Source organism: Pseudoponticoccus marisrubri, from assembly GCF_001482405.1.
GTDB classification, from domain to species: domain Bacteria; phylum Pseudomonadota; class Alphaproteobacteria; order Rhodobacterales; family Rhodobacteraceae; genus Pseudoponticoccus; species Pseudoponticoccus marisrubri.
Genome location: NZ_LPXO01000005.1, coordinates 227,188 through 241,192, shown reverse-complemented (window position 1 = coordinate 241,192; position 14,005 = coordinate 227,188). Strand labels below are relative to the sequence as shown.

At 68.8% G+C, this 14,005-nt stretch carries 12 protein-coding genes; 5 read left to right on the top strand and 7 right to left on the bottom strand.

Going from position 1 to position 14,005, the window contains the following annotated elements; all coding sequences use genetic code 11:
- Positions 1-71 precede the first annotated feature (71 nt).
- Positions 72-1,280 carry an acyl-CoA dehydrogenase family protein gene (locus tag AVJ23_RS10800; RefSeq protein WP_058862197.1) on the top strand — a complete coding sequence of 403 codons (1,209 nt, stop codon included), beginning with the start codon at positions 72-74 and terminating at the stop codon, positions 1,278-1,280.
- On the top strand, positions 1,277-2,296 hold the full coding sequence (locus AVJ23_RS10795; protein ID WP_058862196.1) for a phosphotransferase family protein: 1,020 nt from the start codon (positions 1,277-1,279) through the stop codon (positions 2,294-2,296). The genes AVJ23_RS10800 and AVJ23_RS10795 overlap by 4 nt, the downstream gene beginning before the upstream one ends.
- 8 nt (positions 2,297-2,304) lie before the next feature.
- Here AVJ23_RS10795 and AVJ23_RS10790 read toward each other — a convergent pair whose 3' ends face one another.
- Genes AVJ23_RS10790 through AVJ23_RS10760 form a run of 7 tightly spaced genes read right to left on the bottom strand, consistent with a single transcriptional unit; the run spans position 2,305 to position 10,854 of the window.
- Positions 2,305-3,213: an FAD:protein FMN transferase gene (locus AVJ23_RS10790; protein WP_099045495.1), complete on the bottom strand. Its 909-nt coding sequence runs from the start codon at positions 3,211-3,213 to the stop codon at positions 2,305-2,307.
- Positions 3,214-3,215: 2 nt separating this feature from the next.
- Complete coding sequence (locus tag AVJ23_RS10785; protein WP_058862195.1) at positions 3,216-3,761, bottom strand: nitrous oxide reductase accessory protein NosL; 546 nt, start codon at positions 3,759-3,761, stop codon at positions 3,216-3,218.
- Positions 3,758-4,585 (bottom strand): ABC transporter permease, encoded by an 828-nt coding sequence (locus tag AVJ23_RS10780; RefSeq protein WP_058862194.1) that lies wholly within the window; start codon positions 4,583-4,585, stop codon positions 3,758-3,760. The genes AVJ23_RS10785 and AVJ23_RS10780 overlap by 4 nt, the downstream gene beginning before the upstream one ends.
- Complete coding sequence (locus tag AVJ23_RS10775) at positions 4,585-5,475, bottom strand: ABC transporter ATP-binding protein (RefSeq protein ID WP_084794480.1); 891 nt, start codon at positions 5,473-5,475, stop codon at positions 4,585-4,587. Before AVJ23_RS10775 ends, AVJ23_RS10780 begins: the two co-directional genes overlap by 1 nt.
- A 1-nt stretch (position 5,476) precedes the next feature.
- Complete coding sequence (locus AVJ23_RS10770; RefSeq protein WP_084794477.1) at positions 5,477-6,772, bottom strand: nitrous oxide reductase family maturation protein NosD; 1,296 nt, start codon at positions 6,770-6,772, stop codon at positions 5,477-5,479.
- The gene (gene nosZ, locus AVJ23_RS10765; protein WP_058862193.1) at positions 6,772-8,712 is read right to left on the bottom strand and encodes a TAT-dependent nitrous-oxide reductase; all 1,941 of its coding nucleotides are present in this window, start codon (positions 8,710-8,712) and stop codon (positions 6,772-6,774) included. The genes AVJ23_RS10770 and nosZ overlap by 1 nt, the downstream gene beginning before the upstream one ends.
- A 12-nt stretch (positions 8,713-8,724) precedes the next feature.
- The gene (locus tag AVJ23_RS10760) at positions 8,725-10,854 is read right to left on the bottom strand and encodes a 4Fe-4S binding protein (protein WP_437176751.1); all 2,130 of its coding nucleotides are present in this window, start codon (positions 10,852-10,854) and stop codon (positions 8,725-8,727) included.
- Positions 10,855-11,110: 256 nt separating this feature from the next.
- On the opposite strand from AVJ23_RS10760, the gene AVJ23_RS10755 reads away from it, so the two are divergent.
- From AVJ23_RS10755 to tdh, 3 genes are all read left to right on the top strand, one after another.
- Positions 11,111-11,668, top strand: coding sequence for a helix-turn-helix domain-containing protein (locus AVJ23_RS10755; protein WP_058862191.1), 558 nt, complete (start codon positions 11,111-11,113; stop codon positions 11,666-11,668).
- Between the two features lie 96 nt (positions 11,669-11,764).
- Complete coding sequence (locus tag AVJ23_RS10750) at positions 11,765-12,952, top strand: glycine C-acetyltransferase (RefSeq protein WP_058862190.1); 1,188 nt, start codon at positions 11,765-11,767, stop codon at positions 12,950-12,952.
- A 14-nt stretch (positions 12,953-12,966) separates the two neighbouring features.
- The gene (tdh, locus tag AVJ23_RS10745) at positions 12,967-13,995 is read left to right on the top strand and encodes an L-threonine 3-dehydrogenase (protein WP_058862261.1); all 1,029 of its coding nucleotides are present in this window, start codon (positions 12,967-12,969) and stop codon (positions 13,993-13,995) included.
- Positions 13,996-14,005 lie beyond the last annotated feature (10 nt).

Sequence of the window (14,005 nt, the reverse complement as noted above, 5' to 3'; positions counted from 1 at the left end):
GCCTTGCCGGGGCGGGCGGGGGATGTCTTGGTGGCGGGGCCCGGATGCCCTGACCGCAAGGATGACGCCCCATGGATTTCACCATCTCCCCTCGGATCGAGGAGTTTCGCAGCCGGATCGCGCGTCTCGTCGAAGACGAGATCCTGCCGCGCGAGGCCGACCCGGCCAGTTATGACGCGCATGAGAACATCCGCACCGACCTGCTGGACACGCTGCGCGCGACGGCCAGGGCCGAGGGGCTGTGGTGCCTGCAACTGGCGCCCGAGACCGGCGGGCAGGGTCTGGGCAAGATCGGCATGGCGGTCTGCTACGAAGAGATGAACCGCTCGATCTTCGGGCCTGTGGTGTTCAATGCCGCCGCGCCCGATGACGGCAACATGCAGGTGCTGGAAAAGGTCGCGACCGAGGAACAGAAAGCCTGCTGGCTGGAGCCCATCGTGCAGGGGCGCGTGCGCTCTTCCTTTGCCATGACCGAGCCGGCGCCGGGCTCGGGCTCGGATCCCGGCGGCATGATGCTGACCCGGGCCGAGCGCCGCAACGACCGCTACATCGTGAACGGGCGCAAGTGGTTCATCACCGGCGCCGAGGCGGCCGAGCATTTCATCCTCGTGGCGCGCACCTCGGAGGACCCGCGCAAGGGGCTGACCGCCTTCCTGCACCATCGCGACACGCCCGGCTTCCGCATCGAACGGCGCATCCCGATCATGGGCCCCGAGGAACATGGCGGCCATTGCGAGGTGGTCTACGAGAACATGGAGATCCCGGTCGAGAACCGGCTGATGGAGGAAGGCGACGGGCTGAAGCTGACCCAGATCCGGCTGGGCCCGGCGCGGCTGACCCATTGCATGCGCTGGCTGGGCCTGTCCAAGCGCTGCGTCGAGATCGCCGAGGCCTATGCGCAGGACCGCATGGCCTTCGGTGAACGCCTGTCGCAGCGCGAGAGCGTTCAGATGATGCTGGGCGACCTTGCCATGAAGATCGAGATCGGCCGCCTGCTGGTGATGAAGGCGGCGTGGGAACTGGATCGCGGCGGCTATGCCCGCAAGGAAATCTCGATGGCCAAGGTGCACGTGGCCAACCTGCTGCATCAGGCCGCTGATACCGCGATCCAGATCAACGGCGCGCGGGGCTATTCCAAGGACACGCCGCTGGAATGGATCTACCGCTATGCGCGGCAGGCCCGGCTGGTCGATGGCGCCGACGAGGTCCACAAGATGGTGCTGCATCGCAGCGTCGAGAAGGAGGGGCGCGGCTTCTGGCACTGGGACGTGGGCGAATGAGCGAGGCCGATTTCGACCCGGCGGTGCTGGCCCAGTTTCTGGATGACCGCTTCGGCCCCGCGCCGCTGACGCTGGAGCGGATCGCCGGCGGCCAGTCCAACCCGACCTATTTCGTCACCCATGGCGGGCACGAAATGGTGCTGCGCAAGCAGCCGAAAGGCCCGATCCTGCGCGGCGCCCACGCGGTCGACCGCGAGTTTCGCGTGCTGACCGCGCTGCACCCGACCGGCGTGCCCGTGCCGCGGCCGATCCTGTTCCACGACGGCGCAGAGGTGGTCGGCACGCCCTTCTACCTGATGGAGCGGGTCGCGGGCCGGATCTTTGCCGATGGCGCGCTGTCGCAGGCCGACCGGTCCGAGCGGCGCGCACTCTGGATGGGGTTGGCCGATGCCATGGCGCAGATGCACGCGATCCGCCCCGAGGATGTGGGGCTGGCCGATTTCGGCAAGCCCGGCAATTATTTCGAGCGCCAGATCCGCCGCTGGTCGCGGCAATGGGCCGAGAGCCCGCACCCGCCCCTGCCCGATCTGGACCGGCTGGCCGAGTGGTTGGTCGCGCACCAGCCCGCCGATGACGGGCGGGTCAGCCTTGCCCATGGCGATTTCCGAATGGGCAACGTGATCTTTCACCCCACCGAGCCGCGCGTGGTCGCGATCCTCGATTGGGAGCTGTCGACGCTTGGCCACCCGCTGGCCGATCTGGGGTTCTGCTGCATGGCCTGGCACACGGCGCCTGACGAGTATGGCGGGCTCCTGGGGCTCGACCTCGCGGCCGAGGGCCTGCCGGACGAGGCCGCGTTCACCGCCCGCTACATGGCGCAGAGCCCCGGCATGGCGCCGCTGACTCCGTTTCACGTCGCCTTTGCGCTCTTCCGCTACGCGGTGATCTGGGTGGGCATCGCCGACCGGGTGCGCGCGGGCAATGCGGCGGGCGCCGATGCCACCCGCCATGCCGGCATGGCCAGCCGGATCGCGCGCCGGGGCGTCGAGGTGATCGACGGCCATCACGTGCTGTGAGGCCGGGCTCAGGCAGGGGCGAACAGCTCGATCCGCGCGCCGGGCACCTGGCGGAGGCTGACGAGCGCCGCGTCGATCCCGTCGACAAGGCTCAACCCCGTGGACAGCGCATCCGCCAGCGCGGCGCTCTCGGCACTGACCGAGACGCGGCGCATTGGCACCTCTGCCGCGCCTGTCGGGCGCAGGATATGGCCCTGTCGCCCTGCGGCATCCAGCACCGTGCCGAAAGTGGCGGAACTGGCCAGCGCGCGGTCCCGCAGCATCAGCCGGCGCGGGCTGTCGGCGATCCGCACCGGCCAGCCGCCCTGCCCCGCGCGGCGGCCCCGCGCGACGATCTCGCCGGTATCGACCAGCACGTCGCGCAGCCCCTCGGCGCGCAGCAGCGCCGACAGCCGGTCGGCGACATAGCCCTGCGCGATCCCGTTCAGGGTCAGCGCCTGCCCCGCGTCCAGCCGGATGCGACTCGTATCAAAGGACACGCGGTCGAAGCCGATGCGGGCGCGGGCGACCTCCAGCGCGGCGGGATCCGGCGCCCGGCCCGCCGCATGTGCCTCGGCCAGCGCCGCCCAGAGCGGCTGCACCGTGGGGTCGAACGCGCCGTTCGTGGCGCCAAACACCAGCCGCGCCGTGGACAGGCAGTCGAGCAGCTCGAAGGGCGGGGCCTCCAGCACGCCGTCGCGGTTCAGCCGGCTGAGCTCGGAGTCCGCGCGGTAGAGGCTGAAGATCCCTTCCAGCCGGGCGATCTCGGCCCGGGCCAGCCGGGTCAGCCGCGCGGCGTCGGGGTGGTCCATCAGGATCTGCGCGCGCGCGCCAAGGGCCATGCCCTGCCAGCGCGTGGTCTCGGCCGGCAGGGCGGTGGCCAGCCCGCTGGCACAGGCCGCGATGACAAAGCGGCGGCGCGTCAGGACGGTGCTCATGATCAGTTTCCCTCGTTCGTCAGTCGGCGCAGGCGCTGCGCCAGGTCGGTCTCTTCCATTGTTTCCGGGGCGGGCGCGGCCTCCAGCACGTCGGCGGTGCCGATCTCGTCGAAGCGGCGCAGGCTGCCGCCATGGCGCGCGATGAAGGCCTGTGCCGCCGCGGCGTCCGAGAAGGGCACGAGTTCCGGCGCATCCATGCCCCCCCGCCGGTCCGAGCCGATCACGTAGAGCGCCTCGGTCACCGGGATCCAGGGGCCGGGTGCCTGCCACGTGGCGCCGCTCATGTCCTGCACGTAGGCAACGGTGAAGGCGTGGCTCTGCTCGGGCATGTGCAGGTAGGCCAGCGCGTCGCGCACCTGGCTGAAGAAGAGCGGCGCGGGCATCCCGTCGAGATGGATCTGCCCCTTGGGGCCGTCATGCTCGATCAGCTCCATCTGGCAGTAGAACCCCGCCGCCTCGGCGGTGATCTCGACCGGGGCGGGCAGCTCTGCCACCTCTTCCTTGCAGGCGCCGAGCAGCAGAAGCGCGATCAGGACAGTGGCTCTCATGGCATCACCCGCGCAAGGCTGAGACGGGCCAGCCCGGCTGCCAGCACCGGCCAGAGGATCAGCGAGGCCAGCGGCTTCCAGATCGCGATGCTGCTGGCTGCGCCGGCGAGGCCGGAGGCCGCATCCACCGCCTCGGAGGCGGCGAGGTTGAAGATGCGGAACGCGTCGGCCGGGTTCAGGACCAGTGCCCAGGGAAAGACCTGCGTGGTGAAGCGGCCGCCATCATCGGCCATGATCGCCGCCAGCAGGCCCAGGTCGTAGAGCACGATCATCACCAGCCAGAGCCCGATCGCCAACGCCGCCGCGCCCGAGGCGCGCCGCGACAGGGCCGACACCGCGTGGCCCAGCGACAGGAAGGCCGCCCCCAGCAGCGCCGAGGTCCAGGTCAGCCGCCAGAGCGCTGCCAGCCCCTCGGCCGCGCGCAGCCCGCCGGTGGCAAAGGCCATGGCGGCCGCGGCGGCATAGCCCGCGAGCACTGCCAGAACCACGACACCAAGCTGGGCCAGCAGTTTGCCCAGCAGCAGCTCCCACCGCGACAGCGGGTAGGTCAGATGCAGCGGCAGCGTGCCGCGCTCGGCCTCGCCGGCCACGGCATCGAAGGAGATCAGCAGCGCGATCAGCGGCACGAGGTAGACCGCCAGCGAGACGAGGCTGGCCACGGTGACCGAGAGCGGATCGGCGGCCAACCCGCCCGCCGGCGCGGCCCCGGCGGCCGACAGGACCAGCGAGAACAGCACCATCATGGCGGCGCCCATGGCGACCCAGCGGTTGCGTAGCGCGATGCGGAACTCGAGCCCCGCGGTGGACAATAGACGACGCAGCATCACGCGGCCCTCCCGCTGATATGGGCATAGAGGTCATCGAGCGACGGCGGCGACAGGTCGAAATCGGCCACCAGGTCACGCCGCGCGGCGATGCGCTCCAGCATGGCCAGCTTGTCGGGGGGTGCACAGCTCAGCCGCAGCACGTCGCCCTCGACCATGGCCTCGGGGAAGGCGATGGCCAGCGCCGCGCCCTGCCCCGGGCGGGCCCGCAGGAAGACGCTCAGCGGCAGCGCCGCCTGACGACGCAGCCCGGCCAGCGTGCCCTCGGCCACCAGCCGGCCCTGCGACAGCACGAGGATCCGGTCGGTGCGCGCCTCCAGCTCGGACAGCGCGTGCGAGGAGAGCAGGATCGCGGTGCCCTGCCCGGCCAGCTCGTCCAGCAGCGCGTAGAAGTCGCGGCGCGAGATCGGGTCCAGCCCCGAGGTCGGCTCGTCCAGCACCATCAGCCGCGGCGCGCCGATCAGCGCCTGGGCCAGCCCGACGCGCTGCCGCATCCCCTTGGAATAGCCGCCGATGCGGCGCCGCGCGGCCGCGCCCAACCCGACCCGCTCCAGCAGTGCATCTGCACCGCGCGGATCCTGCCCGCGCAGCCGCAGGTAATGCCGGATCAGCTCGCGCCCGGTGAGCGAGGGGTGGAAGGCCACGTTTTCCGGCAGGTAGGCGGTCAGCGAGCGCGCCACCGCGCTGCCCGGCGCATGGCCGGCCAGCTCGATCGTGCCGTCATCGGCCACCATCAGACCCAGCACCAGCTTCATCAGGGTCGACTTGCCGGCGCCGTTATGGCCCAGCAGCGCCACGCGCTCGCCGGCCGAGACGCTCAGCGACACCGCGTCCAGCGCGGTCTGGGACCCGAAGCGCTTGGACAGGTCGGTCAGGGTCAGGATCGTCATGTCACTCTCCTTCCGCCCAGAGCGGGGTCGCCCGGGCCAGCAATTGGTAACTCTCGGGAAGCTCCGGCAGCGGCGCGCCGGTCAGCGGGTAGCTGTCCACCACCCCGCCGGTGCGGGCGGCAGGAAACTGCGCCTGGCTCCAGCGCACCAGCTGCACCGCGGGCGCGCCCATCAGCAGCTTTGCACTGGGTTGCGACCACAGGATGTGGTCCATCAGGTCGTTGGGCCGGTAGGCGCTGTCGGCCCGCGCATCGCCGTCAAGGTCGAAGGCGGGGTGGTCGGACCAGTAGTTGCCGCGGCCCTCGTAGCTCCATTCCACGTCGCGCGTGCCCACGTATTTCACCTGCGTGCGGTTGCCGATGAAGGCATTGCCGGTGATCGTGTTGCGCTCGGACCCGGCGGTGAAGTGCACGCCGATCTCGCAGCCGTGAAAGGTGTTCTCGGCCAGAAGGTTGCGATGCGCGTTGTAGACGAAGGTGCATTTCTCGGTGCCGCCGCCGGTCACCACGTTGCCGTAGATGTCCGAGCTGTTGGTGTAGTTCAGCATCACCCCGTGATCGCGGTCGTTGATCGACAGGTTGCCGCGCGCCACGATCCGGTCGGAATACATCAGCGCGAAGCCCAGATGGTTGCCGATCGAGACGTTGTCCTCGATCCGGCTGTCATTGGTGTACATGTAATGCACGGCAAAGCGCAGGTCGCGGAACAGGTTGCCGCGATAGGTGTTGTCGCGCGAGGTGTTCGAGAAAATGCCGTCGCGGCCGTAGCGGATCTCGTTGTTCTCGACCACCGCGCCGGGCGCGTTCCAGACATAGACGCCGTTGCCGCGGTCGTTCATGCGCCGCAGGCGCAGCCCCTCGATGCGGTTGCCGGCGACGCGGGCGTCGCGCGCGCCGTGGATGTCGACGCCCACCAGGTTGCCGCGGATGTCGTTGTCCAGCACCTGCGCGCGGCGTGCCGCCTTTGTCAGCTTGACCCCGGCATCCAGCGTCTCGGGCGAGCGGCCGGAATTGACCAAGGTCAGCCCGCGCACGGTGACATCCGAGGCCGCGACGGTCACGACCGAGCCCTGCCCGCCGGCGTCGATCACCGCGCCGGGCGCGCCGGTCAGGGTCAGGGGCGTATCGATCTGCACCGGGCCGGCATGCCGCCCCGGTGCAAGGGTCAGGGTGTCGCCCTCCGCGGCCCGCGCCAGCGCCGCGGCCAGCGCGCCGGGATCGGCGGGCACGTCCAGCCGCTCGGCCCGGGCGGGCAGCGCGGAGAGGCACAGGGCCAGGAGGAGGGCGACGGCGCGCATCAGCCGTTCCTCGGCTCGACGAACATGCGGCCGCGCATCTCCATGTGCAGCGCATGGCAGAACCACTGGCAGTAGTACCAGTAGACCCCGGGCTTGGAGGCGGTGAAGGTCACCGAGGCGGTCGCCTGCGGGGCCACCTCCATCGCCACGCCGTGGTTGTTCAGGCAGAACCCATGGGTCAGGTCGTCGATGTCATCGAGGTTGGTGACATAGACCGTGACCTCGTCGCCCTGCTGCACGGTGAAGCTTTCCAGGCTGAACATCGGCGCCTGGCTGGTCATGTAGACCCGTACCTTGTTGCCGTCGCGGATCACGCTGTCCTGCCAGTCGTCGAGGTCGATGCCGTCCGCCTCGGCCTGGGCGCGGGCCTCGGCCCACATCGGGTCGTTGCGGTCCCAGATCGCCTTGGGATTGACCTTGGAGCGGTGCACGAGGATCGAGTCATGCGGCTCGGCGAAGGTCGGGCCGTCATGCAGCAGGGTCAGCTCGTTGCCCTCGATGACGAAAAGCTGTTCGTTCTCGGGCTTGAGCGGGCCGACATTCAGGAACCGGTCCTTCGAGAACTTGTTCATCGACAGGTAGTACTTGGCGCTGGCATCCAGCGTCTCGCCCTCGCAGGTCGAGTTGTGGCCCGGCTGGTAATGCACGTCCTTCTTGGTGATGATCGGGTCCACGTCCTCGCCATTGTAGGCGGCGACCGCCTTCTCGAGGTTCCACATCACCACCTGGCTGTCGAGGAACAGCGTGGTGAAGGCGTTGCCCTGCCCGTCGAAACAGGTGTGAAGCGGGCCCAGACCCAGCTGCGGTTCGGCCACCACGGCCGAACGCGGATCGGCATCCTCCTCGAACAGCGCGTCCAGCTTGCGCACGTCGATCACCGAGACGGTCGGCGACAGCTTGCCCGCGATGCACAGGTGGACGCGGTCGGGCGCCATGTTGATGCCGTGCGGGCTGTTGGGGATCGGGATGTAGCGGGTGTACTTCTTGTTCTGCCCCTTGCGCCCGTCGATGACCGGCACGCCGTTCAGCATCTGCACGTCGCCATCGGCGACGCCGCGCTCGATCTCCTTGATGTTGAACACCACGACGTGGTCCACCTCGGACTCGGTCATCTCGGCGAGGTTCATGCCCATTTCCGAGTTGTACGAGGTCGAGAAGGCGTATTTGCCGTCATAGTCGCAATCGGTGTTGTCGAGATTGCCCGACACCATCACCTGCCAGGCCACGGTCATCTCGTCGGCATTCACGGCGGTGTAGAAGTTCACGTACTTGCCGGGCTCGTCCAGCACCTGCCCGTCATTGACCATGGGCACCTCGTCCTCGCCATTGGCAAAGACATAGTCGGTGCGCGGCCATTTCTGCGGCCGCAGCCCGTGGATCGCCTTGGCGTTGGGGATGTCGATGATCTTGTCGCATTTCATCACGTCGCAGCGCACCCGCGCGATGCGGGTATTGGCCTTGTCGTTCATGAACAGGAAGCGGCCGTCATAGCGCCCCTCGGTGAAGGACATGTGCACGTGGTGCAGATCGCCGTTGTCGTGGATCTTCTTGCCCTGCGCGGCCAGGTATTCCTTCGTCTCGGGCAGCATGCCCTCGGTCAGGATCTTCAGGCTTTCATTGGTCTGGCCCCAGCCGGTGGCCGAGCAGCGGTTGAACACCGGCACGCGCATCAGCTCGCGCATCGAGGGCACGCCGAGAATGCGCATCTCGCCGGTCTGGCCCGAGGACCAGAAGCCGTAATACTCGTCCAGCTCGCCCGGGGCGGGGGTCGCGTGGGCGCCCTGCGCCGCGGCTTTCGTGGCCCCGGTGGCGGTGGCGACGGCGGCGGTGCCGCCCATCAGGCCCAGCCGGCCGCCTGCGCCGCCCAGGAGCGCCGCGCCGGTGGCCGTGGCCCCCATGAAGCCGCGGCGGCTCAATCCTGTCTTCTGCTTGTCCGACATCTCTGTCTCCTCTCAGGGTTTCGTAAGGTTGGGGTGGTTCTGCAGCCCGTCCCGCTTGGCGAGGAACGCGGCCGGATCAGAGCTCGAGCCCTTGCGCTTGAGCTTCTTGATGACGACGGGGCACTTGCTGGTGGACTGGTAGAGCACCTGGCAATGCATGCAGTTCAGGCATTCGTTCGGGTTGATCTCGCCCGTGGGGTGGATCGCGCCGACCATGCATTCATGGGCGCAGGTCTGGCAGGGGCTGCCGCACTCCTTGTAGCGCTTGAGCCAGTCGAACATGCGCAGCCTGGCCGGGATCGCCAGCGCCGCGCCCAGCGGGCAGAGATAGCGGCAGTAGAAGCGCTCGACGAAAAGCCCGGCGATCAGCAGCGCCGCGGCATAGGCGACAAAGGGCCAGGCGCGCACGAAGTTCAGGATGATGGCGGTCTTGAAGGGCTCGACCTCGGCCAGCTTCTCGGCCTGCTCGATCGAGGCCAGCGAGACCCCGAACAGCCCCAGGAAGATCATGTATTTCACCGCCCAGAGCCGTTCGTGCAGCCCCCAGGGCAGGCGGATCTGCGGCACGCCCAACCGGCGCGCGGCGTGGTTGGTGAGCTCCTGCAGGGCGCCGAACGGGCACAGCCAGCCGCAATAGGCCCCCCGGCCCCAGAAGAGCAGCGCCGCCGCGACCGAGAACCACAGGATGAAGGTCAGCGGGTCCAGCAGGAAGGCCTGCCAGCTGAAATCCGTGGTCAGCGCGCCGAACAGCGCCATCAGGTTGACGACGGACAGCTGCGCATTGGCGTACCAGCCCAGAAAGACCAGCGTCACCGTCAGGAAGCCGTAGCGGAACAGCCGCACCGCGCGTTCGGACCGGGTCAGCTGCATCTGGAAGAAGAAGGCCAGCGTCAACACCGCGATCATCGCGCCCAGCACCGTGACCTCGACGGTCTTGTCGGCCCAGATCCGCTGCCACAGCGCGCTTTGCGCGGCGGCCTCCTGCTCGGGGTCGGCCACGGGCGCGGCGGGGGCGGCGACCGGGCGCAGGAAGGCCTGCGGCAACTGGTAGCCAAGGTCGAAGGTGGTGAAGACCTTCTCGATCGCGGCCACCTCGCGATGCACCAGCAATTGCAGGCGGAAGGGTCGCGTGGGGTCGAAGCCGCTGTCGGCGGGGATGCGGAACAGGTCGCGCTCGGTGAACTCGGGCGCGTCCTCCAGCGCCACGGGCCCCATCCGGCGATGGCCGCGGTCGCGGAACCGCACCGAGACATCGTCCTGGATCAGCACGATCCGGTCGAAGATGCCGCCGCGCACATAGCCCGAGCCCTTGAAGGAATAGAGCCCCCGGCCCAGCACCGCGATCGCGTGCTCGCCCTCCTCCAGCCAGTCGGCCAGGTTCGCGTATTCGGCCGCGCCCAGGATCGCCTGCCCGATCGGCGGCACCGAGACCAGCGCCATCTGCATGTCGATGAAGGTCGTCTCGGGCGCCTCGGCAAGCGGGCGCTCGGCGGCGCGCGGATCGTCCACCGCCTCGAAGGCGGCATTGACCTGGCCCACGTCCAGCGACAGGCGCCGCACGGTGCCGTTGCCCTCCATCTGCATCCAGCTTTCGGGCACGGGGGCATCGTCGCGCAGGGTGAAGTGCGGGCCGGTCTCGACCTGCGGCGCAAGCCCGCCCAGCCCCAGCCGCCGCGCGACCTTCAGCCCCGAACGGATGATGCTGTCATCGATCACCATGATGGTCACGGTGGCGCCGCTGATGATCTCAAGATCATGGGCCGAGCCGCCGGCCGCCGCCTCCTCGACCAGCGACACGCCGCGATAGCCCTGCATCATCTCGCGGATCTCGCGCTCGGGGATACCGATCAGGACGATGGGCTCGGAATGCTTGACCAGCTCGACACCCAGGATCCGCGCGTCTTCGTCGACCGCGACCAGCGTGTGGATCGGCTTGCCAGAATAGCCCGTCGTGCCGACGAAATCCGAGGTCAGGAAGACATGCCCGATCTGCTCGCCCTCCCGCAGCAACGGGGCGACCGGCGTGTCGGGGCGGATGGGGCCGAACCCGTCGGCCCCCTCGGCCAGCGCGGCCGGGTCGGCCTTGGGCAGGAAGCGCGCCAGCAGCGGATCGCCCGATTGCGCGGCCGCCATGCCCGCCATCAGGCAGAGCATGAGCGCAGCCAGAAGGCGGGGAAGGGAACGGGGAAGGGACAAGGCAAACATGGGGTCAGGCGCCTGCAATAGGGGACGGGCCGGGCTGTCCGGCGGGCTTGGGCGACACGGCAGGGGGCGGAACATGGGTCATGCCCCGTGGGCTATGGCACGGGCGGGGGTGCCTCCTTGACGAAAGTCAATCCTGTCCGGGAGCCGGAATATCCGCTGGAAAACCGCCCGCGCGGCACGTAGCGTCGCGACCATGGAACATGCCGATGCCATCCTGTCCCGGCTGCCCGCCCGCCTGCGCGAGGCGCGGCAGGCGCAGGGCCTGTCGCTCGATGCCGTGGCCAAGCTGTCGGGCGTCTCGCGCAGCATGGTCAGCCAGATCGAGCGCGGGGAATCCTCGCCCACCGTCTCGACGCTGTGGAACCTCACCCGCGCGCTGCAGGTGGATTTCGCCGGCCTGCTCGAGGACCAGCCCGACAGCCAGATCGAGGTGCTGCGCGCGCAGGACGTGCCGCGGATCGAGAATCACGGCTCGGGCTGCACGATCCGCATCCTGTCCCCGCCCGAGGATGCCGGCCGTCACGAGGTCTACGACCTGCGCTTCGATGCGGGCGGCGTGCTGGATTCCGCCCCCCATGCCCGCGGCACGCGCGAACATCTGACCGTGATCGAGGGCACGCTGCGCGTCACCAGCGGCGAGGCGACCGACCGGCTGGGCGCCGGCGAGACGGCGCGCTACCCGGCCGATGTGGCGCATCGCCTGCAGGCCGAGGGTACGGCGCGGGCCTTCCTGGTGGTCAAGGGCGCGTGACGCTATAGCGGATATGCGTCCGCGATACTGTATTCCCGGATTGCGGATGCGCGTCCGCTATGCTAGACGTGTGCCGAACATCATCAGGAGGGTCTCATGTCCGACCGTTTCATCACCCATCTGCAGGACACGCTGGCCGGGATCGAGGCCGACGGCCTGATGAAACGCGAGCGAATGATCACCTCGCCCCAACGGGCGGAAATCGCGGTGGGCGATCACGAGGTGATCAACCTGTGCGCCAACAACTATCTCGGCCTCGCCGATCACCCCGATCTGGAACGCGCGGCCTGCGAGGCGATGCGCGACAAGGGGTTCGGCATGGCCTCGGTCCGGTTCATCTGCGGCACGCAGGACCTGCACCGCGCGCTGGAGCAGAAGCTGGCCGCCTTCCTGGGCAAGGAGGACTCGATCCTGTTTGCCGCCTGTTTCGACGCCAATGGCGGGCTGTTCGAGCCTCTGCTGGGCCCCGAGGACGCCATCGTCTCGGACGCGCTCAACCATGCCTCGATCATCGACGGGATCCGCCTGTGCAAGGCGCAGCGCTACCGTTATGCCAACAATGACATGGCCGATCTCGAGGCCAAGCTGAAGGCGGCCCGCGAGGCCGGCGCCCGGCACGTGATGATCGCCACCGACGGCGTCTTCTCGATGGATGGCTACCTGGCCAACCTGCCCGAGATCACGCGGCTGGCCGAGCAATACGATGCGGTGGTGATGGTCGATGACTGCCACGCGACCGGCTTCATGGGGCCGCGCGGCGCAGGCACGCCGGATTATTTCGGCGTCGACGTGGACATCCTGACCGGCACGCTGGGCAAGGCGCTTGGCGGTGCGCTGGGGGGCTATATCGCCGGCCCGCAACCGGTGATCGACCTGCTGCGCCAGCGCGCGCGGCCCTACCTCTTCTCGAACGCGCTGCCGCCCTCGATCGTGGCCGCGGGGATCGAGGCGATCCGCCTTGTCGAGGAGGGGGCCGACCGCCGCGCGCGGCTGTTCGATAACGCGGCCTACTGGCGCAAGGGCCTCAGCGATCTGGGCTTCGACCTGCTGGAGGGCGAGCATCCGATCATCCCCGTCATGCTGGGCGAGGCGCCCCTGGCGCAGAAAATGGCCGCGGGCCTGTTCGAGGAAGGGGTCTATGTCTCGGGCTTCTTCTACCCGGTCGTGCCCCATGGACAGGCGCGCATCCGCACGCAGATGAACGCGGCACTGACCACCGACCAGCTGGACCGCGCCCTGGCCGCCTTTGCAAAGGTCGGCCGCGACCTGGGAGTGATCGCATGAGCCTGCCCAACACGATGAAAGCGCTGGAAAAGTCGCGCCCTGAGGAAGGCCTGTGGATGGTGCAGGCCCCGGTCCCCGAGATCGGTCCGGACGAGGTGCTGATCCGGGTGAACGCCACCGGCATCTGCGGCACCGACATCCATATCTGGAACTGGGACGCCTGGGCGCAGGCCACGATCCCGGTGCCGCTGATCACCGGCCATGAATTCGCCGGCGAGATCGTCGAGATCGGACGCAACGTGACCGGGCTGGAGATCGGGCAGCGCTGCTCGGGCGAGGGGCACGTGGTGGGCACCGAAAGCCGGCAGAGCCGGTCGGGCAAGTTCCACCTTGATCCCGGCACGCGCGGCATCGGGGTCAACGTGCAGGGCGCCTTTGCCGAATATGTCAAGCTGCCCGCCTTCAACGTGGTGCCGCTGCCCGACGACATCCCCGACGAGATCGGGGCGATCCTCGATCCGCTCGGCAACGCGGTGCACACGGCGCTGAGCTTCGACCTGCTGGGCGAGGACGTGCTGATCACCGGCGCGGGCCCCATCGGGATCATGGCCGCCGCCGTGGCCCGCCATGCCGGCGCGCGCCACGTGGTCATCACCGACATCAACCCCGACCGGCTCAAGCTGGCCGCCCATGTCTGCCGCAACATCCGCACCGTCGACGTCCGCCACGAAGAGCTGCGCGACGTGATTGCCGAGCTGGGCATGAAACAGGGTTTCGATGTCGGGCTGGAGATGTCGGGCAGCCAGCAGGCGCTGGACCAGATGGTCGAGAGCCTGATCATGGGCGGCAAGATCGCGCTTCTGGGCATCCCGCCGGGCAAGTCGCCCGTCGACTGGTCGCGCATCGTCTTCAAGGCCATCACCATCAAGGGCGTCTACGGCCGCGAGATGTTCGAGACCTGGTACAAGATGATCGCCATGTTGCAGAACGGGCTGGACGTGAGCCGCGTCATCACCCACCGGATGGATGTCGACGCCTTCCGCGATGGCTTTGCCGCGATGAAATCCGGCCAGTCGGGCAAGGTGGTTCTGAACTGGCGCTAGGGTCGACGCG